The organism is Mycolicibacterium sp. MU0053 (assembly GCF_963378095.1).
In the GTDB taxonomy this organism is placed as follows: Bacteria; Actinomycetota; Actinomycetes; order Mycobacteriales; family Mycobacteriaceae; genus Mycobacterium; species Mycobacterium burgundiense.
This window is the reverse complement of the sequence record NZ_OY726397.1, coordinates 2,526,630-2,551,966: the sequence shown is the minus strand read 5'-3', so window position 1 is coordinate 2,551,966 and position 25,337 is coordinate 2,526,630. Positions and strand designations below refer to the sequence as shown.

22 protein-coding genes and 1 riboswitch are annotated in these 25,337 nt (G+C 69.9%); of the genes, 9 read left to right on the top strand and 13 right to left on the bottom strand.

Features of this window, described 5'->3' with window-relative positions; all coding sequences use genetic code 11:
* Positions 1–2: 2 nt before the first annotated feature.
* The 4 genes from RCP80_RS11775 to RCP80_RS11760 are packed head-to-tail and all read left to right on the top strand — an operon-like array spanning position 3 to position 4,359.
* On the top strand, positions 3–419 hold the full coding sequence (locus tag RCP80_RS11775; RefSeq protein WP_308482811.1) for a BlaI/MecI/CopY family transcriptional regulator: 417 nt from the start codon (positions 3–5) through the stop codon (positions 417–419).
* A 14-nt stretch (positions 420–433) separates the two neighbouring features.
* On the top strand, positions 434–1,384 hold the full coding sequence (locus RCP80_RS11770; RefSeq protein ID WP_308482487.1) for a M56 family metallopeptidase: 951 nt from the start codon (positions 434–436) through the stop codon (positions 1,382–1,384).
* A 51-nt stretch (positions 1,385–1,435) separates the two neighbouring features.
* Positions 1,436–2,899: an NADP-dependent phosphogluconate dehydrogenase gene (gene gndA / locus RCP80_RS11765; RefSeq protein WP_308482486.1), complete on the top strand. Its 1,464-nt coding sequence runs from the start codon at positions 1,436–1,438 to the stop codon at positions 2,897–2,899.
* A gap of 23 nt (positions 2,900–2,922) precedes the next feature.
* Positions 2,923–4,359, top strand: coding sequence for a GuaB1 family IMP dehydrogenase-related protein (locus RCP80_RS11760; RefSeq protein ID WP_308482485.1), 1,437 nt, complete (start codon positions 2,923–2,925; stop codon positions 4,357–4,359).
* Here RCP80_RS11760 and RCP80_RS11755 read toward each other — a convergent pair.
* The 3 genes from RCP80_RS11755 to RCP80_RS11745 form a co-directional block, all read right to left on the bottom strand.
* Complete coding sequence (locus RCP80_RS11755; protein ID WP_308482484.1) at positions 4,312–5,391, bottom strand: ABC transporter ATP-binding protein; 1,080 nt, start codon at positions 5,389–5,391, stop codon at positions 4,312–4,314. The two genes, RCP80_RS11760 and RCP80_RS11755, sit on opposite strands and share 48 nt — an antisense overlap.
* On the bottom strand, positions 5,384–6,865 hold the full coding sequence (locus RCP80_RS11750; RefSeq protein WP_373693493.1) for an ABC transporter permease: 1,482 nt from the start codon (positions 6,863–6,865) through the stop codon (positions 5,384–5,386). The genes RCP80_RS11755 and RCP80_RS11750 overlap by 8 nt, the downstream gene beginning before the upstream one ends.
* Positions 6,866–6,945: 80 nt before the next feature.
* A complete protein-coding gene (locus RCP80_RS11745) occupies positions 6,946–8,010 on the bottom strand; it encodes an iron ABC transporter substrate-binding protein (protein ID WP_308482482.1) in 1,065 nt (354 codons plus the stop codon).
* A 336-nt stretch (positions 8,011–8,346) separates the two neighbouring features.
* Here RCP80_RS11745 and RCP80_RS11740 point away from each other — a divergent pair, with 336 nt between their 5' ends.
* From RCP80_RS11740 to RCP80_RS11720, 5 genes are all read left to right on the top strand, one after another.
* Positions 8,347–9,711: a hemolysin family protein gene (locus RCP80_RS11740; RefSeq protein ID WP_308482481.1), complete on the top strand. Its 1,365-nt coding sequence runs from the start codon at positions 8,347–8,349 to the stop codon at positions 9,709–9,711.
* Positions 9,711–10,766: a hemolysin family protein gene (locus RCP80_RS11735; protein WP_308482480.1), complete on the top strand. Its 1,056-nt coding sequence runs from the start codon at positions 9,711–9,713 to the stop codon at positions 10,764–10,766. The genes RCP80_RS11740 and RCP80_RS11735 overlap by 1 nt, the downstream gene beginning before the upstream one ends.
* 13 nt (positions 10,767–10,779) lie before the next feature.
* A complete protein-coding gene (locus tag RCP80_RS11730; RefSeq protein WP_308482479.1) occupies positions 10,780–11,691 on the top strand; it encodes a 3-methyladenine DNA glycosylase in 912 nt (303 codons plus the stop codon).
* Positions 11,692–11,792: 101 nt separating this feature from the next.
* The gene (locus tag RCP80_RS11725) at positions 11,793–14,009 is read left to right on the top strand and encodes a malate synthase G (RefSeq protein WP_308482478.1); all 2,217 of its coding nucleotides are present in this window, start codon (positions 11,793–11,795) and stop codon (positions 14,007–14,009) included.
* Between the two features lie 52 nt (positions 14,010–14,061).
* On the top strand, positions 14,062–16,209 hold the full coding sequence (locus RCP80_RS11720; protein ID WP_308482477.1) for a vWA domain-containing protein: 2,148 nt from the start codon (positions 14,062–14,064) through the stop codon (positions 16,207–16,209).
* An 84-nt stretch (positions 16,210–16,293) separates the two neighbouring features.
* Here the strand turns inward: RCP80_RS11720 and gcvP are convergent, their stop codons facing one another.
* The 10 genes from gcvP to RCP80_RS11670 form a co-directional block, all read right to left on the bottom strand.
* Positions 16,294–19,107 (bottom strand): aminomethyl-transferring glycine dehydrogenase, encoded by a 2,814-nt coding sequence (gene gcvP / locus RCP80_RS11715; protein WP_373693527.1) that lies wholly within the window; start codon positions 19,105–19,107, stop codon positions 16,294–16,296.
* Between the two features lie 191 nt (positions 19,108–19,298).
* Positions 19,299–19,396, bottom strand: a riboswitch (glycine riboswitch).
* A 48-nt stretch (positions 19,397–19,444) separates the two neighbouring features.
* Positions 19,445–20,059, bottom strand: coding sequence for a MerR family transcriptional regulator (locus RCP80_RS11710; protein ID WP_308482475.1), 615 nt, complete (start codon positions 20,057–20,059; stop codon positions 19,445–19,447).
* 220 nt (positions 20,060–20,279) lie between these two features.
* A complete protein-coding gene (locus RCP80_RS11705) occupies positions 20,280–20,774 on the bottom strand; it encodes a bifunctional nuclease family protein (protein ID WP_308482474.1) in 495 nt (164 codons plus the stop codon).
* A 49-nt stretch (positions 20,775–20,823) separates the two neighbouring features.
* Positions 20,824–21,585 (bottom strand): transcriptional regulator FtsR, encoded by a 762-nt coding sequence (ftsR, locus tag RCP80_RS11700; RefSeq protein ID WP_308482473.1) that lies wholly within the window; start codon positions 21,583–21,585, stop codon positions 20,824–20,826.
* Complete coding sequence (gene garA, locus RCP80_RS11695) at positions 21,585–22,064, bottom strand: glycogen accumulation regulator GarA (protein ID WP_308482472.1); 480 nt, start codon at positions 22,062–22,064, stop codon at positions 21,585–21,587. Before garA ends, ftsR begins: the two co-directional genes overlap by 1 nt.
* Before the next feature lie 143 nt (positions 22,065–22,207).
* Positions 22,208–22,603, bottom strand: coding sequence for a glycine cleavage system protein GcvH (gcvH, locus tag RCP80_RS11690; RefSeq protein WP_308482471.1), 396 nt, complete (start codon positions 22,601–22,603; stop codon positions 22,208–22,210).
* Between the two features lie 49 nt (positions 22,604–22,652).
* Complete coding sequence (locus tag RCP80_RS11685) at positions 22,653–23,432, bottom strand: DUF881 domain-containing protein (RefSeq protein WP_308482470.1); 780 nt, start codon at positions 23,430–23,432, stop codon at positions 22,653–22,655.
* Between the two features lies 1 nt (position 23,433).
* The gene (locus tag RCP80_RS11680) at positions 23,434–23,766 is read right to left on the bottom strand and encodes a small basic family protein (protein WP_308482469.1); all 333 of its coding nucleotides are present in this window, start codon (positions 23,764–23,766) and stop codon (positions 23,434–23,436) included.
* Between the two features lie 43 nt (positions 23,767–23,809).
* Positions 23,810–24,733 carry a DUF881 domain-containing protein gene (locus RCP80_RS11675; RefSeq protein ID WP_308482468.1) on the bottom strand — a complete coding sequence of 308 codons (924 nt, stop codon included), beginning with the start codon at positions 24,731–24,733 and terminating at the stop codon, positions 23,810–23,812.
* Positions 24,730–25,317, bottom strand: a complete 588-nt coding sequence (locus tag RCP80_RS11670; protein WP_308482467.1) for a CDP-alcohol phosphatidyltransferase family protein — start codon at positions 25,315–25,317, stop codon at positions 24,730–24,732. The genes RCP80_RS11675 and RCP80_RS11670 overlap by 4 nt, the downstream gene beginning before the upstream one ends.
* Positions 25,318–25,337: the final 20 nt, after the last annotated feature.

Here is a 25,337-nt window from a genome sequence, read left to right as displayed (position 1 = left end):
TCATGGCGAAAGTGGCGCGTTTAGGAGAACTCGAGCAGGCGGTCATGGACTGCCTGTGGTCCGCGTCTGAGCCGCAAACAGTGCGCCAGGTGCATGAGGAACTGTGCGCACACCGAGACCTCGCCTACACCACCGTGATGACGGTGCTGCAGCGGCTCGCCAAGAAACACCTCGTGGTTCAGCATCGCGACGACCGCGCCCACCGCTACGCGCCCCGCCATGGGCGCGATGAACTGGTGGCCGGACTGATGGTCGATGCGTTGGATCAGGCCTCCGACAGCGGCGGCCGGCAGGCGGCACTGGTGCACTTCGTCGAACGCGTCGGCGTCGACGAGGCCGACGCGCTGCGGCGCGCGCTCGCCGAATTGGAAGCGAAACACGGCGTGACAGGCTCAGCTGGCGAAACGACCTCGGGCTGAGAGAGACTGTCAGCGTGTCCGCGCTGGCCTTTGCTCTTCTAGCAGTGCTGCTGGTCGGTCCCGTGCCGGCCGCGCTGGCACGGGCGCAGTGGCCGTTGCGCGCACCGCGGGCCGCGGTGGTGCTGTGGCAGGCGATCGCGATCGCCGCCGTCCTGTCCACCTTCAGCGCCGGTATCGCCGTCGCCAGCCGCCTGCTGGAAGTGGGCGCCGACGGGCGGCCGGTGCGCTCGATCACCGCCGAAATCAACCGCCTGGGCTGGCCGTTGTGGCTGCTCTATGTGGCATCGTTCGCGATCACGTTGTTGGTCGGGGCACGCCTGATGGTGTCGATCATCGGAGTCGCCATCGCGACCCGGCGCCGCCGCGCCCACCACCGGATGCTGGTGGATCTGCTTGGCATCACTCATGAATCGCCCGTGGCCCGCGCCGGGGCACGGGCGGGTGAGTTGCGCATCCTCGAGATCGCCCAGCCGCTGGCGTACTGCCTGCCGGGTGTCCGCAGCCGGGTCGTGGTCAGCGAGGGCACGCTGAACGAACTCGACGACTCCGAGGTCACCGCGATCCTCGCGCACGAGGGTGCCCACCTGCGCGCCCGCCACGACCTGGTGCTCGAGGCCTTCACCGCCGTACACGCCGCCTTCCCGCGCTTCGTGCGCAGTCGCAGCGCGCTCGACGCGGTGCGGCTGTTGATCGAGTTGCTCGCCGACGACGCCGCAGTGCGCCGGACCGGGCCCACTCCCCTGGGCCGGGCGTTGGTCGCGTGTGCGGGCGGCCACATACCGTCCGGCGCCATGTCGGCCAGCGGCCCCACCACGTTGGTGCGGGTGCGTCGGCTGGCGGGCCGGCCCAACAGCGCCGCACTGGCCGTCGCCGCCTACGTCAGCGCCGCCGCCGTCCTGGTGGTGCCCACCATCGCCGTCGCGGTGCCCTGGTTGACTGAACTGCGTCGTTTGCTCACCGGCTGACCGCCGGGAGCGGTTCGGAATTTTGCGTCACCCACATTCGAAAGGTGTTCCATGACCTCCGCTGACCCCACGTCCACCGCCGGCACCGCACAGATCGGGGTCACCGGCCTCGCGGTCATGGGATCGAACATCGCACGCAACTTCGCCCGGCACGGCTACACCGTCGCCCTGCACAACCGCTCCGTCGCCAAGACCGATGCGCTGCTCGCCGAGCACGGCAGCGAGGGCAAGTTCGTGCGCAGCGAGACCATCGCCGAGTTCCTGGCCGCGCTGGAACGGCCGCGCCGCGTGCTGATCATGGTCAAGGCCGGCGACCCGACCGACGCCGTCATCAATGAACTCGCCGACGCGATGGAGGAAGGCGACATCATCATCGACGGCGGCAACGCGCTCTACACCGATACCATCCGCCGCGAGCAGGCCATCCGGGCCCGTGGACTGCATTTCGTCGGCGCCGGGATCTCCGGCGGCGAGGAGGGCGCCCTCAACGGGCCGTCGATCATGCCCGGCGGTCCCGCCGAGTCGTATGAGTCGCTGGGCCCGCTGCTCGAAGAGATCTCCGCGCACGTCGACGGGGTGCCGTGCTGCACGCACATCGGCCCCGACGGCGCCGGACACTTCGTGAAAATGGTGCACAACGGCATCGAGTACTCCGACATGCAGCTCATCGGCGAGGCCTACCACCTGCTGCGCGACGGCCTGGGCCACAGCGCCCCGGAGATCGCCGAGGTGTTCACCGAGTGGAACTCCGGGGATCTGGACAGCTTCCTGGTGGAGATCACCGCCGAGGTGCTCCAGCAGATCGACGCCAAGACCGGCCGGCCGCTGGTCGACGTGATCCTCGATGAGGCCGAGCAGAAGGGCACCGGTCGCTGGACCGTGAAGTCCGCGCTGGATCTCGGCGTGCCGGTCACCGGTATCGCCGAGGCGGTCTTCGCCCGCGCGCTGTCCGGATCGGTGGCCCAGCGCCGCGCCACCACCGGCCTGGCGGCCGGTCAGCTTGGCCAAAAGCCCTCGGATGCAGCGCAATTCACCGAGGACGTCCGCCGGGCGCTGTACGCCTCGAAGATCGTCGCCTACGCGCAGGGCTTCAACCAGATCCAGGCCGGCAGCGACGAGTACAACTGGAACATCACCCCCGGCGACCTGGCGACGATCTGGCGCGGCGGTTGCATCATCCGGGCCAAGTTCCTCAACCGGATCAAGGACGCCTTCGACGCCGAGCCGGACCTGCCGTCGCTGCTGGTGGCCCCGTACTTCCGCAGCGCCATCGAGGAGTCGGTGGACAGCTGGCGTCGGGTCGTGGTGACCGCCACCGAGTTGGGCATCCCGATCCCCGGCTTCTCCTCCGCGCTGTCCTACTACGACGGGTTGCGCACCGAGCGGTTGCCCGCGGCGCTGACCCAGGGCCTGCGCGACCTGTTCGGCGCCCACACCTATGGCCGCATCGACACCGACCGCGACAAGCGTTTCCACACGCTGTGGAGCGGCGACCACAGCGAAGTCGAGGTCTGAGCCGCGCCACTAGACTCGGTGAGGTGCAGTTTCTCAACGGACATCGGCCGCCCTACGACCTGACCTACGACGACGTCTTCATCGTCCCCAACCGCAGCGATGTCGCCTCGCGCTTCGATGTGGACCTGTCCACCAGCGACGGCACCGGGACCACCATCCCGGTGGTGGTGGCGAACATGACGGCGGTGGCCGGGCGCCGGATGGCGGAGACCGTCGCGCGCCGCGGCGGCATCGTGGTGCTGCCGCAGGATCTGCCGATGGACGCGGTGCAGCAGACCGTCGACTTCATCAAGAGCCGGGACCTGATCGCCGACACTCCGGTGACCCTGAGCCCGGACGACTCGGTGTCCGACGCCGTCGCGCTGATCCACAAGCGCGCGCACGGCGCCGCGGTCGTGGTGTTCGAGAACCGGCCCATCGGGCTCGTCACCGAGGCGTCCTGTGTCGGCGTCGACCGGTTCGCGCGGGTGCGCGATGTTGCCGTCACCGATTTCGTCAGCGCGCGGGCAGGTACCGAACCCCGCGCCGTGTTCGAGATGCTCGAACACGCACCGGTCGACGTCGCGGTGCTCACCGAGGCCGACGGCTCCCTCGCCGGCGTGCTGACCCGCACCGGCGCCATTCGCGCCGGCATCTACACCCCCGCGGTCGACGCGCGGGGCCGGCTCCGGGTCGCCGGCGCGGTCGGCATCAACGGCGACGTCGGCGCCAAGGCCCGGGCGCTGGCGGAGGCCGGCGTCGACGTGCTGGTGGTCGACACCGCGCACGGCCATCAGGTCAAGATGCTCGACGCGATCAAGACGGTGGCCGCCCTGGACCTGGGCCTACCGCTGGCCGCGGGCAACGTGGTCTCGGCCGACGGGGTCCGCGACCTCGTCAGCGCCGGCGCCACCATCGTCAAGGTCGGCGTCGGACCCGGTGCCATGTGCACCACCCGGATGATGACCGGCGTCGGCCGGCCGCAGTTCTCGGCGGTCTACGAATGCGCGCTGGCGGCAAAGGAACTCGGCGCCCACGTGTGGGCCGACGGCGGTGTTCGCCATCCCCGCGACGTCGCCCTGGCGCTGGCCGCCGGCGCTGCCAACGTGATGATCGGCTCGTGGTTCGCCGGTACCTACGAGTCGCCCGGCGACCTGATGCACGACCGCGACGACCGGCCGTACAAGGAGAGCTACGGCATGGCCTCCAAGCGGGCCGTCGCGGCGCGCACCGCCGGCGACAGCGCCTTCGACCGGGCCCGCAAGGCGCTGTTCGAGGAGGGCATCTCGACCTCCCGGATGGCGCTGGACCCCGAGCGCGGCGGCGTGGAGGATCTGCTCGACCACATCACCTCCGGCGTGCGCAGCACCTGCACCTACGTCGGCGCCGCGACGCTGGCCGACTTGCACGAGAAGGTCGTGCTGGGGGTGCAGTCAGCCGCCGGTTTCGCCGAGGGACACCCGCTGCCCACCGGGTGGTAGCGGATAGGCCAGCACCGAGCCCGAGACCTGCACGTGGATCTCGTCGCCGGCCGCCAACGCGGTCTCCGGTGACCCCTGCAACACCACCTTGGCGCCGCCGGCCAACAGCACGTGCAGCGCCACCTGCGAACCGTAGAACCGGCGGGCGGTGACGACGCCGACGGCGCCGTCCTCGACCCCGATGCGCAGCTGCTCGGGGCGCAGCACCACCACCGCGAGCCCGTTGGACGCCGGCACCCGCACCGGGTGGGCACCGAGCGCGGTGCGCGCTACCCCGGCACGGACATCGCCCGGCAATTCGACGGTGTCGCCGACGAATCGGGCCACCTCGAGGCTGGCCGGCCGGTCGTAGACCTCGGCGGGGGCGGCGTGCTGGGCGACGGTGCCGGTCAGCACCACCGCCACGGTGTCCGCCAGCGACAGCGCCTCGGACTGGTCGTGGGTGACCAGGATCCCGGTGGTCTGCGTTTCGCGCAGGATCGCGATGATGTCCTCGCGCACCCGGACCCGTAGCCCGGCGTCAAGCGCGGCGAACGGTTCGTCGAGCAGCAGCACCCGCGGCCGGGCCGCCAGCGCGCGGGCCAGCGCCACCCGCTGTTGCTGGCCGCCGGAGAGCTGATCGGGCCGGGCGTCGGCCAGCCCGTTGAGGCCCACCAGGTCGAGCAGCCGCCGCACCGCCGCGGCGGTCTCGCTGCGGCGGACGGCCGTTATGCCGAAGGCCACGTTGCCGGCCACGCTGCGGTGCGGGAACAACGCACCCTCCTGCGGCATCAGTCCGACCCGACGCCGATGCGCCGGCACCGACTTGCCGGGGCCGGCGATCTGCTGCCCGGCGATGTGCACGGTCCCGGAGTCCGGTTCCTCGAAGCCGGCCAGGATTCGGAGCAGGGTGGTCTTACCGCAGCCGGACGGGCCCAGCACGGCCGTCGTGGTGCCGGCCGGCACCTCGAGGTCCACACCGTGCAGAACCCGATGGGCGCCAAAGGATTTCGTGACCGCCGCGACCGCGACGTCCGCGGAGCGCTCAGCCATTGCCGACCTCCCGTCCGGGACCGGTGGTCCACAGTCCGAGCAGGGCAGTCGGTATCGCGGCGAAGATCAGCAGCGCCACCGCGTACGGCGCAGCGCTGGAGTAGTCACTGACGAAGCTGTGCCCCCACAGCCGGGTGGCCAGCGTCTGAGTTCCCGTCGGGTGCAGCAACAACGTCACCGGCAGCTCTTTCATACAGGTCAGCAGGACCAGCGCCGCACCGGCGGCGATCCCCGGGGCGGCCGCGTGCGCGGTCACGGTGGCAAAGGCGCGCAACGGTGACCGGCCCAGCGATCGGGCCACCTCCTCGGTGCGCAGCGGAGTGGACTCGACGGCCGCGCGCACCGACCCGACCGCCAGCGGGATGAACAACACCGCGTACGCCAGGATCAGCAGGGGTTCCCGTTGATAGATCGGCCGCAGCAGCAGCACACCGACCGACACCATCGAGATCGCGATGACGATGCCCGGCAGTCCGTGGGCCACGTAACTGGCGCTTTCCAGCAGTCGCGCCGCTCGGGTCCGGTACCGGGCCGCCAGCACCCCCAGCGGCAGGGCCGCCACGGTGGTGACCAACGCCGCGGCCAGCGACAGCCACACCGTCGCCTGCAGGGCGTCGAGCCACTGCCGACCGTTCCAGCGCAGACCGCCGACCGTCAACCACCGCGACAACGAGTACAGCGGAATGACCAGGGCCGCAACCAGAACCACGAGCGCCGGGGCCAACGCGACGGGCTGCCAGCGTCCCAGCCGACTCACCGGGGCCGGCCGCGGCGTGCCCGAACCGACGCGGGCCGCGGCCTGACCGCGCACCCACCGCTCGGCAACGACCAACGCCAGCGCGAACACCAGCAGCAGCAGCGACAACACCGCGGCCCGGGCCGGGTTGAACCCGGACCGGTAGGCCCCGTAGATCACCCAGGTGAACGCCTCGTAGCGCATCGCCGCCACCGCGCCGAAGTCGCTGAGCACATACAGCGCCACCAGCAGGGCACCGGCGGTGATCGCCGCGCGGGCCTGGCGCAGCGTGACCCGGAACAACACCGACGCGCCGCTGTGGCCCAGCGAGCGCGCCACCTCCTCCTGGGCGGGGTCCACCCGGGCCAGCGCGGCGGTCGTGGTCAGGAACACCAGCGGGTAGCTGACCAACGTCAGCACCAACGCCGACCCCCACAGCCCGCCGATCTTCGGGAACAGCGAAACCCACAGGAACGCCAGCAGATAACTCGGCATCGCCAGCGGCAACGTGAGCGCCACCGCCAGCGCCCGCCGACCGCGCACGTCGGTGCGGGTCACCAGCACGGCCAGGCCGACCCCGAACACCACCGCGGCCGCGGTGACGACGACGACCAACACCGTCGAGCGGGCGATCAGGTCCGCGGTGCGCGGCTGCAACAATTCGTCGATCACGAACGCCAGGCCGCGCTCGAAGGCCCGTTCGCCCAGATAGAACAACGGGATGAAGGTGGCCGCCACCACGACAGCGGCCGCCAGCAGCAGAGCTGCCGGCGGCCGGTGGCGCGACTCGGTCAGGACCGAGTCCTGAGGTAACGCTGTCAGTTTGTCAGCAGACCGGTCTCCACCAGCAGCTGCTGAGTGGCTTCGAGGTCATCGAGCGACGAGAGGTCCACGGCCGGCGGGTCCAGATCCGCCAGCGGCGGCATCTCACTGCCCGGCTCCACCCCGGCGATCAGCGGGTACTCCGCGGTCTCGGTGGCAAAGAACTTCTGCGCGGACTCCCCCACCAGATAGGCCGCAAACTCTTGCGCGGCATCGGGATTCGGGGCGGACTTCAGCACCCCCACACCGGCCACGTTGACCAGACCGCCGGGATCGGCCGGGGCCATGAACTGGTTCTGGGCCACCACGTTGTCGGCGCCCTTGCTCTCGATCAGCTCGTACAGGTAGTAGTGGTTGACCAGCCCGAGCGCGACCTGACCGGAGTCCACCGCGTCGCGCACCGCACCGTTGCCCTCGTAGGGCCGCGGATCCTGCGCCTTGAACGCGCGCAGCCACTCGGCGGCGCCGTCCTCGCCGCGCAGCACGCGCAGGGCGGTGACGAACGACTGCCACGATGCGTTGCTGGGGGCGAAGCCGATCTGCCCCTTCCACTCCGGTGCCAGCAGGCCGTCGATGGTGTCGGGCGGAGTCGGCGCCAATTCCGGGTTGTAGACGATCACCCGGGCGCGCCCGGACACCCCGACCCAGGTGCCGTCGGCCGCGGAGTACTCGGTGGGCACCGCGGCCAGCGTGTCGGCCGCGATCGGCGCGAACAGCCCGGCGTTGGACACCGCACCCAACGCGCCGGCGTCCTGCGAGAAGAACACATCGGCCGGGGACTGATCGCCCTCGGTGATCAGCTGCGCGGCCAACTCGCCCGAGCCCGCATAGCGCACCTCGACGTCGATGCCGGTATCGCTGGTGAACTGCTCGAGCAGCGGCGCGACCAGGTCCTCGCTGCGACCCGAATAGACGACGACCTTCTGCTCTTCGGCCTCGGTGGCGCCGGTGGTGGTCTCGGTCGCCGCGGGCTCCGATTCCGTTCCGCCGCCGCAGGCGCTCATCGCGAGCATCGCGATCGCCGCGAAACCGGCGGCAAATGTCGATCTGGATATAGCCATACGTTCTCAACCTGCCAATTCGCGTAGGGAATGAGGGCGTCGGTGATCGCGGCGAATCTACCACGTAGCTTAGGCTGGCCTTCGTAGTGCGGCCAGATCGGCCGCTGCCGCCATCGGGAACCCGACGGTCCCGCTAAGATGTTGTTCTCGTGCGACATCCGGCGCGCGTCAGCATCCGAGCAGCGAAAGGGAACACGTGCCGCAGGCACCCGTCGAGGCCGCTCCGAACGGGCGGGACCTCCAGGTAGCGCGGCCGTCGTCCGCGAGCGCTGAACCCGAAGAACCGTCCTCTAGTCGGCCGGGCCGTGGGCCCGGCGTCCGAAGCGGGTCCGCCCGATGAGCGGCTGGTTCACCGCGCTCAGCGTGCTGGCGATCCTGGTCCTGACCGCCGGGACCGCGCTGTTCGTCGCGGCCGAATTCTCGTTGACCGCGCTCGAGCGCAGCACCGTCGACGCGAACGCCCGCACCGGCGACCGGCGCGACAAGTTCGTGCAGAAGGCGCATCGCACCCTGTCGTTTCAGCTTTCCGGCGCCCAACTCGGCATTTCGATCACCACCTTGGCCACCGGCTACCTGGCCGAGCCGGTGGTGGCGCGGCTGCTGCGTCCCCTGCTGGACGCCCTGGGGCTGCCGGCCGGCGTCGCCGGCGGTCTCGCGCTGGCGCTGGCGCTGTTGATCGCCACCTCGCTGTCGATGGTCTACGGCGAATTGGTGCCCAAGAACCTCGCGGTGGCCCGGCCGGTGCCCACCGCACGCGCCAGCGCGGGACCGCAGATGCTGTTCTCGGCGCTGTTCGCCCCGGCGATCAAGGCAACCAACGGCACGGCCAACTGGATCCTGCGCCGGATGGGCATCGAACCCGCCGAGGAACTGCGCTCGGCCCGCTCCCCGCAGGAGTTGGTGTCGTTGGTCCGGACCTCCGCGCGCCGCGGCGCCCTGGACGCGGTCACCGCGGCCCTGGTCGACCGCTCGCTGCGGTTCGGGGAGCGCAGCGCCGAGGAGCTCATGACCCCGCGGTCGAAGATCGAGGCGCTGCAGGCCGACGACACCGTCGCCGACCTGGTGACCGCCGCGACCGAGACCGGCTTTTCCCGGTTCCCGATCGTCGAGGGCGACCTCGACGAAACCATCGGCATCGTGCACGTCAAGCAGGTGTTCGAGGTACCGCCGGCGGTGCGGGCCAGCACCCGGCTCGCGGCGCTGGCCCAGCCGGTCGCGGTGGTGCCCTCCACGCTCGACGGCGACGCCGTCATGACGCAGATCCGGGCCAACGGTATGCAGACCGCGTTGGTCGTCGACGAGTACGGCGGCACCGCCGGCATGGTCACCGTCGAGGACATGATCGAAGAGATCGTCGGCGATGTCCGGGACGAACACGACGACGAGACGCCCGACGTGATGCGCTCGGCCCGCGGCTGGCATGTGTCCGGTCTGCTGCGCATCGACGAGGTGGCCGCCGCCACCGGGTTCCGGGCCCCGGACGGCGATTACGAGACGATCGGCGGTCTGGTCCTCGACGAGCTGGGCCACATCCCGGAGAACGGCGAGAGTGTCGAATTGCGTGCCTTCGATCCCGACGGCGGCTATGACGAGCCGGTGAGCTGGCAGGCCACCGTGGTCGCGATGGACGGCCGCCGCATAGACCAGCTGGAACTGACCGAGATCGGCCGCCGCGGCGACCCCGAGCGGGGAGCGCTCTGATGGGCGGCGATCTGTTCGGCGTGCTGTTGACCATCGTGCTGCTGGCGGCCAACGCATTCTTCGTTGGTTCGGAGTTCGCCCTGATCTCGGCGCGCCGCGACCGCCTCGAGGCGCTCGCCGAGCAGGGCAAGAAGCGGGCCGTGACGGTCATCCGGGCCGGCGAGCAGTTGTCGCTGATGCTGGCCGGCGCGCAGCTGGGCATCACGGTGTGCTCGATCCTGCTCGGCCGGGTCGGTGAGCCGGCGATCGCGCACCTGCTGGAAACGCCGTTCGACCTGCTCGGGATCCCGGACGCGCTGCTGCACACGGTGTCGTTCATCGTGGCGCTGGGCCTGGTGGTGACGCTGCACGTGCTGCTGGGCGAGATGGTGCCGAAGAACATCGCGATCGCGGGCCCGGAAACCACGGCCATGCTGCTGATCCCGACGTATCTGCTGTACATGAAGGCCGCCCGGCCGTTCATCGCGTTCTACAACTGGTGCGCCAACATCACGCTGCGGATGGTGCGGGTCGAGCCCAAGGACGAACTGGACGTCACGGTCTCCACGGTCGAGTTGGCGGAGATGATCGCCGAGTCGGTGTCGGAGGGTCTGCTCGATCCCGAGGAGCACACCCGGCTGACGCGCGCGCTGCAGATCCGCAACCGGGTGGTCTCCGACGTCGCGGTGCCGCTGGCCGAGATCCGCGCGGTGCCGGTCGCCGCGCCGGGCGCCGGGCCGGCCGTGCGGGAGGTGGAACGGGCGCTGGTCGAGACCGGCTACTCGCGCTTCCCCGTCGCCGACGCCGCCGGCACCTTCCTCGGTTACCTGCACATCAAGGATGTGCTCGCCCTCGGCGACGATCCCGACGCCGTGCTCGACCTGTCGGCGGTGCGCCCGCTGCCGCGGGTCGCCGCATCGCTGCCGCTGCCGGATGCGTTGTCGAGGTTGCGCCGCACCAACAGTCACCTCGCGCTGGCCACCGACGAGGCGGGCACCGTGGTGGCCATGGCCGCCCTGGAGGACCTCGTCGAGGACCTCGTCGGCACCGTGCGCGACGGCACCCACCGGGTCTAGGGAGGTCTGGCCGGTGACGAAGCTGCTCCCCGAATCCGTCTGGACCGCCGCGGCCGGCCGGCACCGGGCCCGGGTGCAACGGTTCCTCGCCGACCATTCGGGGGACGGTCAGCCCCACCCGGTGTGGGATTTCCTGTTCACCTACTACAGCCTGCGGCCCCGGCAGCTGCTGCGCTGGCATCCCGGCTATGGCGCCGTGCTCACCGGGGCGGCCGCCGGCGACTATGTGGGCCGCACCGGATACCACCGCGTCGAGGGCGGCGTGACGGTCAGTGTCGCCTACCGGGACTCCCGGCTGGACACCATCGAGTTCATCGCGGACCTGCTGTCGGCCACCGCCGGTCGGCCCGCGCAGCACCACTGCTTCGGCCTGCACGAGTGGGCGATGGTGTATCGCAGCAACGACGTCCGTCATCGCGCGGTGCCGTTGCGGCTCGGCCAGTCCGGCACCGATGCGGTGGTCGACTCGATGCCGTTGCGGTGCAGCCACTACGACGCCTACCGCTTTTTCACCGACCCCGCCGCACCCCGCAACGCGACCCGGCTGACCCGCGACGCCCAGCGCAGTCACGAACAGCCGGGCTGCGTGCACACCAACATGGACCTGTACAAGTGGACCTACAAGCTGCTGCCGCTGCTGGACTCGACGTTGCTGCTCGACTGCCTGGAACTGGCCGCCGCCGCCCGCGCCCTGGACATGCGCGCGAGCCCGTACGACCTGCGTGACTACGGCTTGGACCCGATCCGCATCGAAGAGCCCGCCGGCCGTGCCGAATACGTGCGCTTGCAGTCCGCCATCTCGGAGCGGTCCAAACCGTTGCGCGCGACGTTGATCGATCGGTGCCGGGATTTGAGCACCGGGGCGAAGGCCGGTGATTTCGTTGCCCGGACGGGGTACGGCAACATCGGTGCGGCATCGGGCTAGGGCCGCGGCGAGCGTCGTGACCTGCACCTTGGGTCCGGCGTGTGCGAGACCACAGGTTACCGATGGGTAGGATGGATGGGATTGCCGGGCGAGGAGGAACAATGACTGAGCGCGTGACCGTGGGCACCTTGCGGGTCGCCAAGGTGCTGCACGACTTCATCAACAACGAAGCGTTGCCGGGCACCGGTATCGACGCCGACAGCTTCTGGGCGGGGGTGGACAAGGTCGTCACCGACCTGACCCCGCAGAACGAGGATCTGCTGGCGCGGCGCGTCGAGTTGCAGGCCCAGATCGACAAGTGGCACCGGCACCGCGTGCTGGAGCCCCACGATCCCGAGGCCTACAAGGCGTTCCTCACCGAGATCGGCTACCTGCAGCCCGAACCCGAGGACTTCACCGTGACGACCTCCGGTGTCGACCCGGAGATCGCCTCCACCGCGGGCCCGCAGCTGGTGGTTCCGGTGCTCAACGCGCGATTCGCCATCAACGCCGCCAACGCGCGCTGGGGATCGCTGTACGACGCGCTGTACGGCACCGACGTCATCAGCGAGGACGACGGCGCCGAGAAGGGCACGGGCTACAACCGCGTCCGCGGCGACAAGGTCATCGCCTATGCCCGCGCGTTCCTCGACGAGGCCGTCCCGCTGGCCTCCGGCACCTGGTCCGACGTCACCGGGCTGGCGATCGAGGACGGTCAGCTCAGCGTCGCCGTGGGTGACGACGAGTCGGTGACACTGGCCACCCCCGCACAGTTCGCCGGTTACACCGGCGAGGCCGCCGCGCCGACGGCGGTGCTGCTGGTCAACAACGGGTTGCACATCGAGATCGCGATCGACCCCGACTCCCCCATCGGCTCGACCGACCAGGCCGGCATCAAGGACGTCATCCTGGAATCGGCCGTCACCACGATCATGGACTTCGAGGACTCGGTGGCGGCCGTCGATGCCGAGGACAAGGTCCTGGGCTACCGCAACTGGTTGGGCCTGAACCGCGGCGATCTGGCCGAGGAGGTCGCCAAGGGCGGCGAGAGCTTCACCCGGGTCCTGGCCTCCGACCGCACCTACACCACCGGGGACGGCGGCGAATTGACGCTGCCGGGCCGCAGCCTGCTGTTCGTCCGCAACGTCGGGCACCTGATGACCAACGACGCCATCGTGGTCGCCGACGGCGCCGAGGCCGACGGCGAGGCCGGCAAGGAAGTCTTCGAGGGACTGCAGGACGCCCTGTTCACCAGTTTGATCGCGGTGCACGGTCTGACGGCCTCGCAGGACAACGGCCCGTTGACCAACAGTCGGACCGGCTCGATCTACATCGTCAAGCCCAAGATGCACGGGCCCGACGAGGTCGCGTTCACCTGCGAGTTGTTCAGCCGCGTCGAGGATGTCGTCGGCCTGCCGCAGGGCACCTTGAAGGTCGGCATCATGGACGAGGAGCGGCGCACCTCGGTCAACCTCAAGGCGTGCATCAAGGCCGCCGCCGACCGGGTGGCCTTCATCAACACCGGATTCCTGGACCGCACCGGCGACGAGATCCACACCTCGATGGAGGCCGGCCCGATGGTGCGCAAGGGCACCATGAAGAGCCAGCCGTGGATCAAGGCCTACGAGGACGCCAACGTCGACATCGGGCTCGCCGCCGGGCTGTCCGGGCGCGCCCAGATCGGCAAGGGCATGTGGGCCATGCCCGATCTGATGGCCGACATGGTCGAGCAGAAGATCGGCCAGCCGCGCGCCGGCGCCTCCACCGCCTGGGTGCCGTCGCCCACCGCGGCCACCCTGCACGCCCTGCACTACCACCAGGTCGACGTGTTCGCGGTGCAGGCCGAGCTCGCGGGCCAGACCCGCACCACGATCGAGGAGTTGCTCACCATCCCGCTGGCCAACCCGGCATCGCTGACCTGGGCTCCCGAGGAGATCCACCAGGAGGTCGACAACAACTGTCAGTCGATCCTCGGTTACGTGGTGCGCTGGATCGACCAGGGTGTCGGTTGCTCGAAGGTGCCCGACATCCACGACGTCGCGCTGATGGAAGACCGTGCCACCCTGCGCATTTCGAGTCAGCTGCTGGCAAACTGGCTGCGCCACGGGGTGATCACCGCCCAAGACGTGCGCACCAGCCTGGAACGGATGTCGCCGGTGGTGGACCGCCAGAACGCCGGGGATCCGACCTACCGGCCACTGGCCCCGGACTTCGATTCGAGCATTGCGTTCAAGGCCGCCGAGGAACTGATTCTCGCCGGCGCCGAACAGCCCAACGGCTACACCGAGCCGATCCTGCATCGCCGACGCCGGGAGCTCAAGGCCAATATCGGGTCGTGACTAAACTCAGCTCGGATGGTGGGTCAACGGCGAAAGTCAGGGGTGATTAAGCGTGGGTAGGCACAGAGCTCCCGACCCCGACGATTCCGACGACGATCCGTTCGCCCCCGACGGGTTCGAGACCGACCAGTTCGAGGCCGGCGACTACGAGGCCGACGACCACGGTCGGCACACCGGCGACACCCCCGGCGCCGGCACCCCGGTGTACCGCGAGGACCATCCCGCCGGCGGCTACAACTATTCGGCCGAGTACTCGGCGCGGTACCCCGGCGAGCAACCCGAGCACCCCGCCGACGACCGCGACACCGACCCCTACGGTGAGGCCCGCTTCGGCACCGACGATGACTACGACGATTACGAAGACGAGTACCAGGACGATTACGACGACGGCGTCGGGGACCGGTTCGGCTACGCGGCCGACGCCTCCTCGGGCGCCGAGCCGCCGGGTGACCCGCAGACCTCGGGCGGGCACCGCACCGACGCCGAGTGGACCGGTAGCCACCGCACCGTCGCGCCGGGCCGGCGCGGTGTCAGCGTCGGCGTCATCGTCGCCCTGGCGACCGTGGTCGCCGTGGTCGCGGGCTTCATCATGTGGCGCTTCTTCGGCGACGCGCTCTCGGACCGCTCCGATGTCGCCGCCGGCCGCTGCCTGCAGGGCGACGCCAACGTCGCGGTCATCGCCGATTCGGCGATCGCCGGGCCGCTCGAGCAGGCCGCCGCCAAGTTCAACGAAACCGCCGGCCCGGTCGGCGATCACTGCATCGTGGTCGGTGTGACCGCCGCCGACCCCGGCGCCGTCATCGACGGGTTGGCCGGCGGATGGCCGCAGAGCCTCGGCGAGAAGCCGGCGCTGTGGATTCCGGCCAGCTCGGTGTCCGAGGCCCGGCTGCAGGCCGCGGCCGGCCCGGAAACGGTGAGCAACAGCAAGTCGCTGGTGTCCTCCCCGGTGCTGCTCGCCATGCACCCCGACCTCAAACCGGCTCTGGCGGACCAGAACTGGGCGACGCTACCCAATCTGCAAAGCGATCCCGCCGCGCTGGACAACCTGCAGCGGCCGGGCTGGGGTGGACTGCGGCTGGCGCTACCCAGCGACGACAACAGTGGCGCGGCCGAGCTCGCGGCCGAGGCCGTCGCGGCGGCATCCGCACCGCCGGGTGCCCCCGCCACCGCGGGTGCCGGGGCGGCCGCGCGGCTGCGCGCCGATGCGCCCGAGCTGACCGACGACAGCCTCGAAGCGGCCATGACGGCGCTGCTGGGCAGCAACGACCCGGCGGCCGCACCGGTGCATGCCGTGGTCACCACCGAGCAGCGGTTGATCGCGCGGGCCACCGACCTCGCCGACGCGAAAGACGTACTCACCTCGTGGGTTCCACCCGGACCGGTGGCGGTCGCGGACTTCCCCGCGGTGCTGCTGGCCGGCGATTGGCTCGGCGAGGAACAGGCCGCCGCGGCCAGCGAATTCGAACGGTTCATGCGCCGCCCCGAGCAGTTGACCGAACTGTCCAACGCCGGCTTCCGGGTCGACGGCGGCGACCCACCGACCAGTGCGGTCACCACCGCGGCGCCGATCGAGCAGACCCTGTCGGTCGGTGACGACAGCGCGCGACTCGAACTCGCCGAGGCGCTGAGTTCCCCCGCCGCGGGGGCCGGCCCGGCCGTGTCGATCATGCTCGATCGTTCGCTGAATCTGGCCGCCTCCGTGCCGGCCATCAACGCCCGCATCGCCGCACTGCCGCCGACCGCCGCGGTCGGGCTGACCACCTTCGATGGCACCGCGGGCAACACCGTGGTCAACCTCGGCGGGCTCGGCGATGACATCAGTGGCCAGTCCCGTCGGGACCTGCTGACCTCGACGCTGAGCGGGGTGAGCCAGGCCGGCGGTGCGGTGTCGTTCACCACGCTGCGCAACGTGTACGCCGACGCGTTGGCCAACTTCAAACCGGGCCAACCGAATTCAGTGCTGGTCATCACTTCCGGGCCGCACACCGACCAGAGCCTGGGTGCCCAAGGTCTGCAGGACCTGATCCGGGGCAGCTTCGACCCGGCCCGCCCGGTCGCCGTCGACGTCATCAATGTGGGCGCCGATCCCGACCGTCCCACCTGGGAGTCGGTCGCCCAACTCAGCGGCGGCACCTACCAGAACGTGCCGGCCTCGGACTCGCCCGAGTTCGCGGCCGCGGTCAACGCGCTGCTGGCCTAGCGGACCGCTCGCCGAGATCGACGAATTTCCGGAAACTACTCGGACAAAGCGGCCCAACCTCACCTTTGGGCCGCTGGAGTGGCGTCAGGCGAAGGCCTCGATAGGCGGGCAGGAGCACATCAGGTTGCGGTCGCCGTAGGCACCGTCGATGCGCCGCACCGGCGGCCACACCTTGGGCCGGAAGCCCTTGCCCAGCGGATACGCCGCCTCCTCGCGGGTGTACGGGTGATCCCAGTCGGCCACCAGCAGGCTTTCGGCGGTGTGCGGCGCCGCGCGCAACGGGTTGTCATCAACAGGCCACTGCCCCGAGCCGACCTTGTCGATCTCGGCGCGGATCGCGATCATCGCCTCGCAGAACGCGTCGACCTCGGCCAGACTCTCGCTCTCGGTGGGCTCCACCATCAGGGTGCCGGCCACCGGGAAGCTCATGGTCGGTGCGTGGAATCCATAGTCCGCCAAGCGCTTCGCCACATCGTCGACTGTGACGCCGGTGGCCTTGGTGAGCCCCCGCAGGTCCAGGATGCACTCGTGGGCCACCATGCCGTTCTCACCGGTGTAGAGCACCGGGTAGTACTCGTCCAGACGACGGGCGATGTAGTTGGCCGACGCGATCGCGGTAAGGGTGGCCGCGCGCAGTCCGACCGCACCCATCATCCGGATGTAGGCCCAGGTGATGGGCAGGATCGAGGCCGAACCGTAGGGCGCGGCCGAGACCGGGTGTCCGCCCGGCAGTTCCGGAGCCAACGGGTGTCCCGGCAGGAACGGCGCCAGGTGCGCGCGCACCGCCACCGGCCCCACCCCGGGACCGCCGCCGCCGTGTGGAATGCAGAACGTCTTGTGCAGATTGAGGTGGCTGACGTCGCCGCCGAAGCGGCCCGGACGGGCCAGGCCCACCAACGCGTTCAGGTTGGCCCCGTCGACGTAGACCTGGCCGCCGGCGTCGTGGACCGCCGCACAGATCTCGGCGATGTCGTGCTCGTACACGCCGTGCGTGGACGGGTAGGTGACCATCAGCGCCGACAGGTTCGCGGCGTGCTCGGTGACCTTGGCGCGCAGGTCATCGAGATCCACGTCGCCGTTGTCCCGGCAGGACACCACGACGACGCGCATCCCCGCCAGCGCCGCCGAGGCGGCGTTGGTGCCGTGCGCGCTGGACGGGATCAGGCACACGTCGCGGTGGCCCTCGCCGCGCTGCGCGTGATAGTCGGCGATGGCCAGCAGGCCCGCGTACTCGCCCTGGGAGCCGGCATTGGGTTGCAGCGACACCGCGTCGTAGCCGGTGATGCCGGTCAGCCACTGCTCCAGGTCGGCGATCACCCGCCGCAGACCCGGTGCATCCGAGGCCGGGGCGAACGGGTGCTGGCGCGCGAACTCCGGCCAGGTGATCGACTCCATCTCGGCGGCCGCGTTGAGCTTCATGGTGCACGAACCCAGCGGGATCATGGTGCGGTCCAACGCCAGATCCTTGTCGGACAGCGCCCGCAGGTACCGCATCATGGCGGTCTCGGTGCGGTAGGTGGTGAACGCCGGATGGGTCAGGAACGGCGAGGTCCGGGTCGCGATCTCGACGGTGGCCACGGCCCGCGGCGCCTCGGCCCCGAACGCCGCCAGCACCGCGGCCACCTGCGCCTCGGTGGTGGCCTCGTCGCAGGAGACCGACACGTGGTCGGCGTCGACCCGCCACAGGTTGATGCCGCCGGCCTTGGCCGCGGCGATCACCGCGTCGGCGCGGCCGGGAACCCGCGCCAGCACGGTGTCGAAGAACGTGTCGTGCACGACGGCGTCACCGAGCCCGGCGGCGATCGTCTCGGCATGCCGATGGACCCGCGCGGCGATGGCGGTCAATCCCTCGGTGCCGTGGTAGCTCGCATACATCGCGGCCATCACCGCCAGCAGCACCTGCGCGGTGCAGATGTTCGAGGTCGCCTTGTCGCGGCGGATGTGCTGTTCGCGGGTCTGCAGCGAAAGCCGGTAGGCCGGGGAACCGTCGGCGTCCACGGACACCCCGACCAGCCGCCCCGGCAACTGCCGGGCCTGCTTGCTCTGCACTGCCAGATAGCCGGCGTGCGGCCCGCCGAATCCCATTGGCACACCGAAGCGTTGGGTGGTGCCAAAGGCGACGTCGGCGCCCAGATCCCCGGGTGCGGCGACCATCGTCAGGGCCAGCAGGTCGGCCCCGACCGCCACCAGCGCGCCGCGCTCATGGGCCTCGGCGATCAGCGCCGTCCAGTCGGTCACCCGGCCGCTGGCACCGGGTAGCTGCACGATGACGCCGAAGAAGTCGCCCTCGGGCAGGCCCTGGCGCAGGTCGACGGTGACGATCTCGATGCCCAGCGGGCGGGCACGGGTGGCCAGGATCGCCGCGGTCTGGACAAACAGGTCGGCGTCGACGGCCAGCTTGTTCGCCGAACCCTTCACCGCGCGGTGCATCAGCGTCATGGCCTCGGCCGCCGCGGTGCCCTCGTCGAGCATCGACGCGTTGGCGACCTCGAGGCCCGTCAGGTCCGCCACCATGGTCTGGAAGTTCAGCAGCGCCTCGAGGCGGCCCTGGCTGATCTCCGGCTGGTACGGGGTGTAGGCGGTGTACCAGGCCGGGTTCTCCATGATGTTGCGCAGCAACACCGGCGGGGTCAGGGTGTCGTAGTAGCCCTGTCCGATCATCGACACCGCGACGGTGTTGGACGCGGCCAGCGCCTGCAGTTCGGCCAGCGCGTCATGCTCGGAGACCGGCGGCGGCAGCTCTTGCAGGCCGGGCGCGACACCGGCCTCGCCGAGGGCGTCGAGGATGTTGGCGGGCAGGGCCTTGGCGGCCAGCTCTTCGAGCGAGTCCACCCCGATGACCGCCAACATGGTGGCGAGGTCGCTGTGATCCGGGCCGATGTGCCGGTCGGCGAACACCGGGGACTGGGGGCTGCTGTGATCAGTCAAGCTCGGGACTCCTCCGCGACGGGATGGCTACGCCGACAAGCCGGCGTTCCTCCCCCTCTGTCGTCCACCCGGTACCGGGCGCCTGAGAGATTCGGCGTGAGCCTTTCCCCATGGGCGGGTGACGCGGACGAAGTGCCCGACCACCGCTTTCCAGAGGCATCGTGGCCGGCGCGGTCCGGGGGCCTGAGAGGTTGACGGAGAGGTGTTGCTCCTTCGGCGTCCGCGACTGGCGATCACGGAACTCTCCCGCGCTGGGGCGATGCGCTCTGTATCTTACCGGCTTCGGGGTGATTGCCGACCGAGCGGCTCAGCCGATCTTGCGGTCGCGGGTCTTGCGTCGCGAGGCCAGCTCGTCCTCGGGGGCCGCGATGGCCTCGCCACCGTCCGCGCGCTCACCGGGGAAATCGGCGATCGCGCCGGTCAACTCGCGCATCGCGCCGCTGACGGCGATGCCGAACACGCCCTGGCCGCCCTGCAACAGGTCGACGACCTCCTCGGCCGACGTGCACTCGTAGACCGTGGTGCCGTCGGAGAACAGCGTGATGTTCGCCAGGTCGGAGACGCCGCGTTGGCGCAGGTGATCGACGGCCACCCGGATGTTGTGCAGCGAGATGCCGGTGTCCAGCAGCCGCTTGACGATCTTGAGGACCAGGATGTCCTTGAACGAATACAGCCGCTGGCTGCCGGAGCCGGCGGCGCCGCGGATCGACGGCACCACCAGCGAGGTGCGTGCCCAATAGTCCAGCTGGCGGTAGGTGATACCGGCAATCTGACAGGCGCTGGGCCCGCGGTAACCGACCAGTTCGTCGGGCACCGAATCGTCCGGGAACAACCCCGCCTGCACTGGCTCGGAGACGGGGGCCTCGCCACCCTCTCCCGCTGCGCCGAGGTCCAACTGTCCCTGACGTGGCTGCTCGCTCACCCGTGCTTCCTCTCGCCGAATAGGCTCCTGAAGAGCATACGCTTTTTCACCGCTTTCCATGACGACCTGCGTCGGCTAGGTAATCGATGCAACGGTGCAAGTATGGCTTCCCGAGTGACCCGACCGAGCCATCCGCCGGGCGTGTCGAACCGCACAACCGCAGTTGAGACGCATCCGTGACTTTCCGTGACCCCCGTTGGCCCGGGGGTCACGCGTCGCCTCAGGTCGCCTTGAAATCGTCCGGCGAGACGCTGTCGAGAAACTCCTTGAACTTCTCCACCTCGTCCTCGCGGACCGGTCCGTCGGCCTCCTCGTCCCCCTCGTCGGGGATCAGCAACCCGGCCTCGGCCAGCACCGCCTCCTCGACGAAGATCGGCACCCCGACCCGCAGGGCGATGGCCACCGAATCCGAGGGACGCGCCGACACCGTGATGTCACGGTCGAACACCAGGTCGGCGTAGAAGGTGCCTTCCTGCAGGTCGACGATCCGCACTTCCTTGAGCGAGTGGCCAAGCGCCGCAATGAGATCCTTGATCAGATCATGCGTCAATGGCCGGGCCGGCTCGACACCCTGCTGTTCCAGGGCAATGGCGGCGGCCTCCGGCTGCCCGATCCAGATCGGCAGATAGCGATCGCCGTTCGTCTCTCGAAGAAGTAATACCGGTTGATTCTGCGGCTGCTCAACACGTATGCCGACAACACGAACTTCACCCATCAGTGTCTGCCCTCCGCATGCCCGTGAGCTTCACGGCCAACTCTAGTCCTCACCGATGCAGAACGTCGCGCACCGCCGACTTGATCAACGACGTGTGCAACGTGATCGCCAACGCCGCGACCTCGCGGGCCAGCTCGTCGGCCCGATCCCGCGCGCCGGCCTTGTCGGCCTTGACCAGCGGTCCGGCGATCTGAGCGATCAGATCGGACTGCCGGTCGGCGGCCGAGCGGAAGGCCCGCAGATGCCGGGGCTCCACGCCGTAGTCGCCCAGTGCCCGCGCGCACTGCAAGATCACCACCGCGTGTTCGTCGAAGAACAGGGCGCCACCGCCCTTGAAGATCGGGGTGATTACCCCGGCCTTGAGCAACGCGTTCAACAACTCGTCGCCGGCGGCGTTGTCCACCCCGCTCTGCTCCAGCACGTCCTCGCGACTGAGCCGCACCCGGGCGGGCCCCATCGCCGAGGCCGGCAGTCGCCCGTCGCCGTCGGCGACACCGGAGACCAACGTCGGCGCCCCGTAGGACGACGCCGGTTGCGGCAACTCCCCGTCGGGCTGCGCGTCGAGTTGCGCCTTGATGACCTTCAGCGGCAGGTACTGGTCCCGCTGGGCGGTCAGGATGAACCGCAGCCGGGCACAGTCGTACGCCGTGAATCTCCGATACCCCGACGCCGATCGCTGCGGCGTGACGAGTCCCTCGGCCTCCAAGAACCGAATCTTGGAGATGGTGACATCCGGGAAATCGGGTCGTAGCAGGTCCAGCACCGCTCCGATCGACATCCCGGCGTACGCGGGAGTATCGGGTGCGGTCACTAGCCCTCTGTTCCCCCGTCACCGTTCTTCGGACCGGTCAGGAACACCAGCCGGAACTTCCCGATCTGGACCTCGTCGCCGTTGGCCAGCACCGCCGAATCGACCGGTTCCCGGTTGACGTAGGTGCCGTTGAGGCTGCCCACGTCGACGACCTGGAACTCGCCGCCCTCGAGGCGGAACTCGGCGTGCCGACGGCTGACGGTGACGTCGTCGAGAAAGATCTCGCTGTCGGGGTGCCGGCCGGCCGAGGTGGTCGCCTGGTCGAGCAGAAACCGCGATCCCGCGTTGGGGCCGCGCTTGACGACCAGCAGCGCCGAGCCGGCCGGGAGACCCTCAACCCCGGAGACGGCTCCTTCGCCGCTGCCCGCCGCCGGCGCGTCCAGTTCGTTGAGGAAATCCGCCCGGAAGACCGAAGTGGTTTCCACGGTGAGATCGTCTGGCGACTGATCTGCTCCCGAACTGCTGTCCTTGTCCGTCACACGCGCTCCTTACAGGCTGCTTGTGGCGATATCGCCGGTGAAACTCGCCCACCCTAACCGTCGCGAACCCGACGTTACCGCGCGGTGGGGGTCGATGTAGGCGGCACGGGCAGAAAGGGTGGTGGCCAGAACCCTAACAACAATCATTCGGTGAGCGTGGCGCGGTAGCCGTCGGCGTCGAGCAGTCCGGCGAGCCCGGAATCCAGCGCGCCCTCGTCGAGCTGCAGGTCCAGCAGCCACCCGGCGCCGTACGGATCGGAGTTCACCAGGTCGGGGCTGCCCTCCAGATCGCCGTTGACGGCAATCACTTTCGCCGACAGCGGTGCGAACAGATCCGAGACGGACTTGGTCGATTCCACCTCGCCGAAGGACTCGCCGGCCGTGACCGCCGCGCCGACGTCGGGCAACTGCACGAAGACGACATCGCCCAACGCCGACTGCGCGAAGTCGGTGATGCCCACCCGGACGGTGTCCGCTGCGGTGCGGCGGATCCACTCGTGCTCTTCGGTGTACTTCAGGTCGGACGGGACGTCGCTCACGGCGCTCCTCGATTCGGTTGACGCAGGTGCCCGCCGGGCCCCTGGTGCGTTACTTGACGGGCTGAGCGTATTGGCGGGGTTTCGGTTGCCGCAAGGTGGTCACGTCGAGGCGGTCGGATTGCGTCAGCAGCATCGAGCCGCCGACCCGCTCGACGCTGTCGACCGCGCCGCCGGGAATGTTCATCGCCGCGGCCAGGGTGGGTGGATCCCCAATCGCCAGAACCGAATACGGCGGTCGCAGCACGACGCCGTCGATCAGCAGTTCGGCGGGCGGCCCGGTGACCCAGGTGTCGACGCCGACTCGGACGCTGTTCTCGGCCGAGCCGATCTGCATGGCCTCGGCGCCGGCGGCCCGCAACTCGTTGATGACATCGAGCAGCGTCTCCGGGGCGACGCCGCGGGCGGGATCCTCGATGACCAGGTGCACCCCGGGTCCGGTGGCCCCCACGCTGCCGGCCAGGATCGACAGGGCGGCCAGCCGGGCCCGGGCGCTGTCGATTGCGACCTGATCCGAAGAGCCGGCGGCCTCCAGCGAGGTCAAGGTGCGCTGCAGTTCAACGACTTCGGTGTTGAGCGCCGCCTCGCGCTGTTGCAGGGAATCCAGCAGCACCACCAGATCGGCGGGGCGGGCGGATTCCAGCGCATCCCCGGACTCGGTCTGCCGGACCTGGGTCGCGATCGCGACCCCGAGCACCACGCACAGCAACACCGCCAGCGCCACGAACAGCCGCTCCGACCGGGACCGCGAGGCCGGTGGCGCGGGCAACTCATGCCGGCCATGGCCCCCGGTGTCGGGCGGCTCGGGCGTCGCTGGGGTGGCCGGACTCATCTCAGGCCCCGAACAGCCGTCGCCGCAATGCCGCGGCGTTGCCGAAGATCCGGATGCCCAGCACCACGATGATCGCCGTGGACAGCTGGGTGCCCACGCCGAGCTGGTCGCCGACGTACACGATCAACGCGGCGACGAGCACGTTGAACACGAACGAGATGACGAACACCTTGGCGTCGAAGATGTGCTCGAGATAGGCGCGCAGGCCCCCGAACACCGCGTCGAGGGCCGCGACCACGGCGATCGGCAGATACGGCTCGACGAAGTCCGGGACGCTGGGCTGGAAGACCAGACCCAGGACGATGCCGACCACCAGTGCGGCTATCCCGATCACGGCGCACCCCCGCGCGTGGTGCGGGCGCGCGAACGGCTCATCCTCATGGCGTCCCCTGTCTGGCGAAGATCACTTCCCGGATGGTTCCGGCCGGGACCATCAGCCCGTCCCCCGCGCTGACGGTCACCCCGACACCATAGGAGGTCTCCAGCAGCCGCAGCCGCCGCAAGCCGGTGCTGCGCTCGAAGTTGTCCCGCATGGTGTTCGGCGGGCCGATCGCCAGAATCTGGTACGGGCTGGCGATCGGACGGTTGTCGACCAGGATCGCGCCGCCGGCCTGCCGGATGGTGACATTGGGTCCGATCCGGACCCCGCCCACCGAAATCGCCTCGGCGCCACTGGCCCACAGCGAGTTGACGCTCAGCTGCAGGTCGCGATCCAGGATGACCTGTTGGCTGCCGGGCAGCCGTTCCTTCGACACGTCGGTGAGGTCGCGACCGGCGCCGGGATCGGTCACCGTGATCGTCAGGCCCGGCCCGATCACCGCCGAACTGGCCGCGGCCAGCCCCAACGTGTCGAGTCGGTCGAGCAGTTGCTTGCCCTCGGCGTCGTCGGTGAGTTGCCGGCGCGCCACGTCGTCGACCTGCGCCGCCAGGCCGTTGCGCCGCTCGGTGAGATCGTCGGTGGTGGCCGAGGTCGCCTTGACCGAGGCGGCCAGCGCCCGCTGGGTCGCCGACACCCCCGGCGCGGTCGAGCGGGCCTGCGCCATCGCCGCGGCGAACACCGCGGCGATCAGCAGCGCCGCGACCGCCTGCCAGGCCCAGTCGCCGCGGCGGCGATGCCCGGGGTGCGGGCGGGCCGCCGCGGCGGCCGCGTACCCGGGATCCAGATGCTCGGACAGCAGCGAGCGCAGCAGCGAGGGCACCGGCAGCTTCTGCACCCCGCGCGTCTGCCGGGCCGACAACCCCGCCTGCGGCTCGTACCCGCCGAGCGCATAGCCCCCGAGGGGGCGGTCCGGCTCGCTCACCGATGCACCTTGGGCAGCTGCCGCACCACCATGCCGACCTGGATCAGATAGAGCACGAACGACCACAGGTACATCCCGAGCCCCCAGACCAGGAAACCCCAGCCGAGAGCCCCGATCACGGTGCTCCACAACGCATCCCACTGCCCCAGCAGAATCAGCGGGAACGCCGACATCAACGCGAAGGTGGCCGCCTTGCCGATGTAGGTGACCGGCAGCGCCGACAGTCCGCGGCTGCGCAGCATCGGCAACGTCGTGGCCAGTATCCCGTCGCGCGCCAGCAGCACCACGATGATCCACCACGGCACGATCCCGGCCAGCGCGAAGGTGATCGGGATGACGATCATGTAGAGCCGGTCGACCGCGGGATCGAGCAGTTCACCCAGCCGCGAGGACTGGTTCAGCACGCGCGCGATCTTGCCGTCGGCCCAGTCCGAGGCGCCGCTGAGCATCAGCACCGCCACCGCCCAGCCGTAGGAGTGGCTCACCAGCAGCAGATAGCCGAAGACGCCGATCAGCACCAGCCGCGCGGCGCTGAGCACGTTGGGCACGGTCAGCACCCGATCGCGCGCATCCCCCGCGTTCATGCCCCCAACCTAGTGGGCGC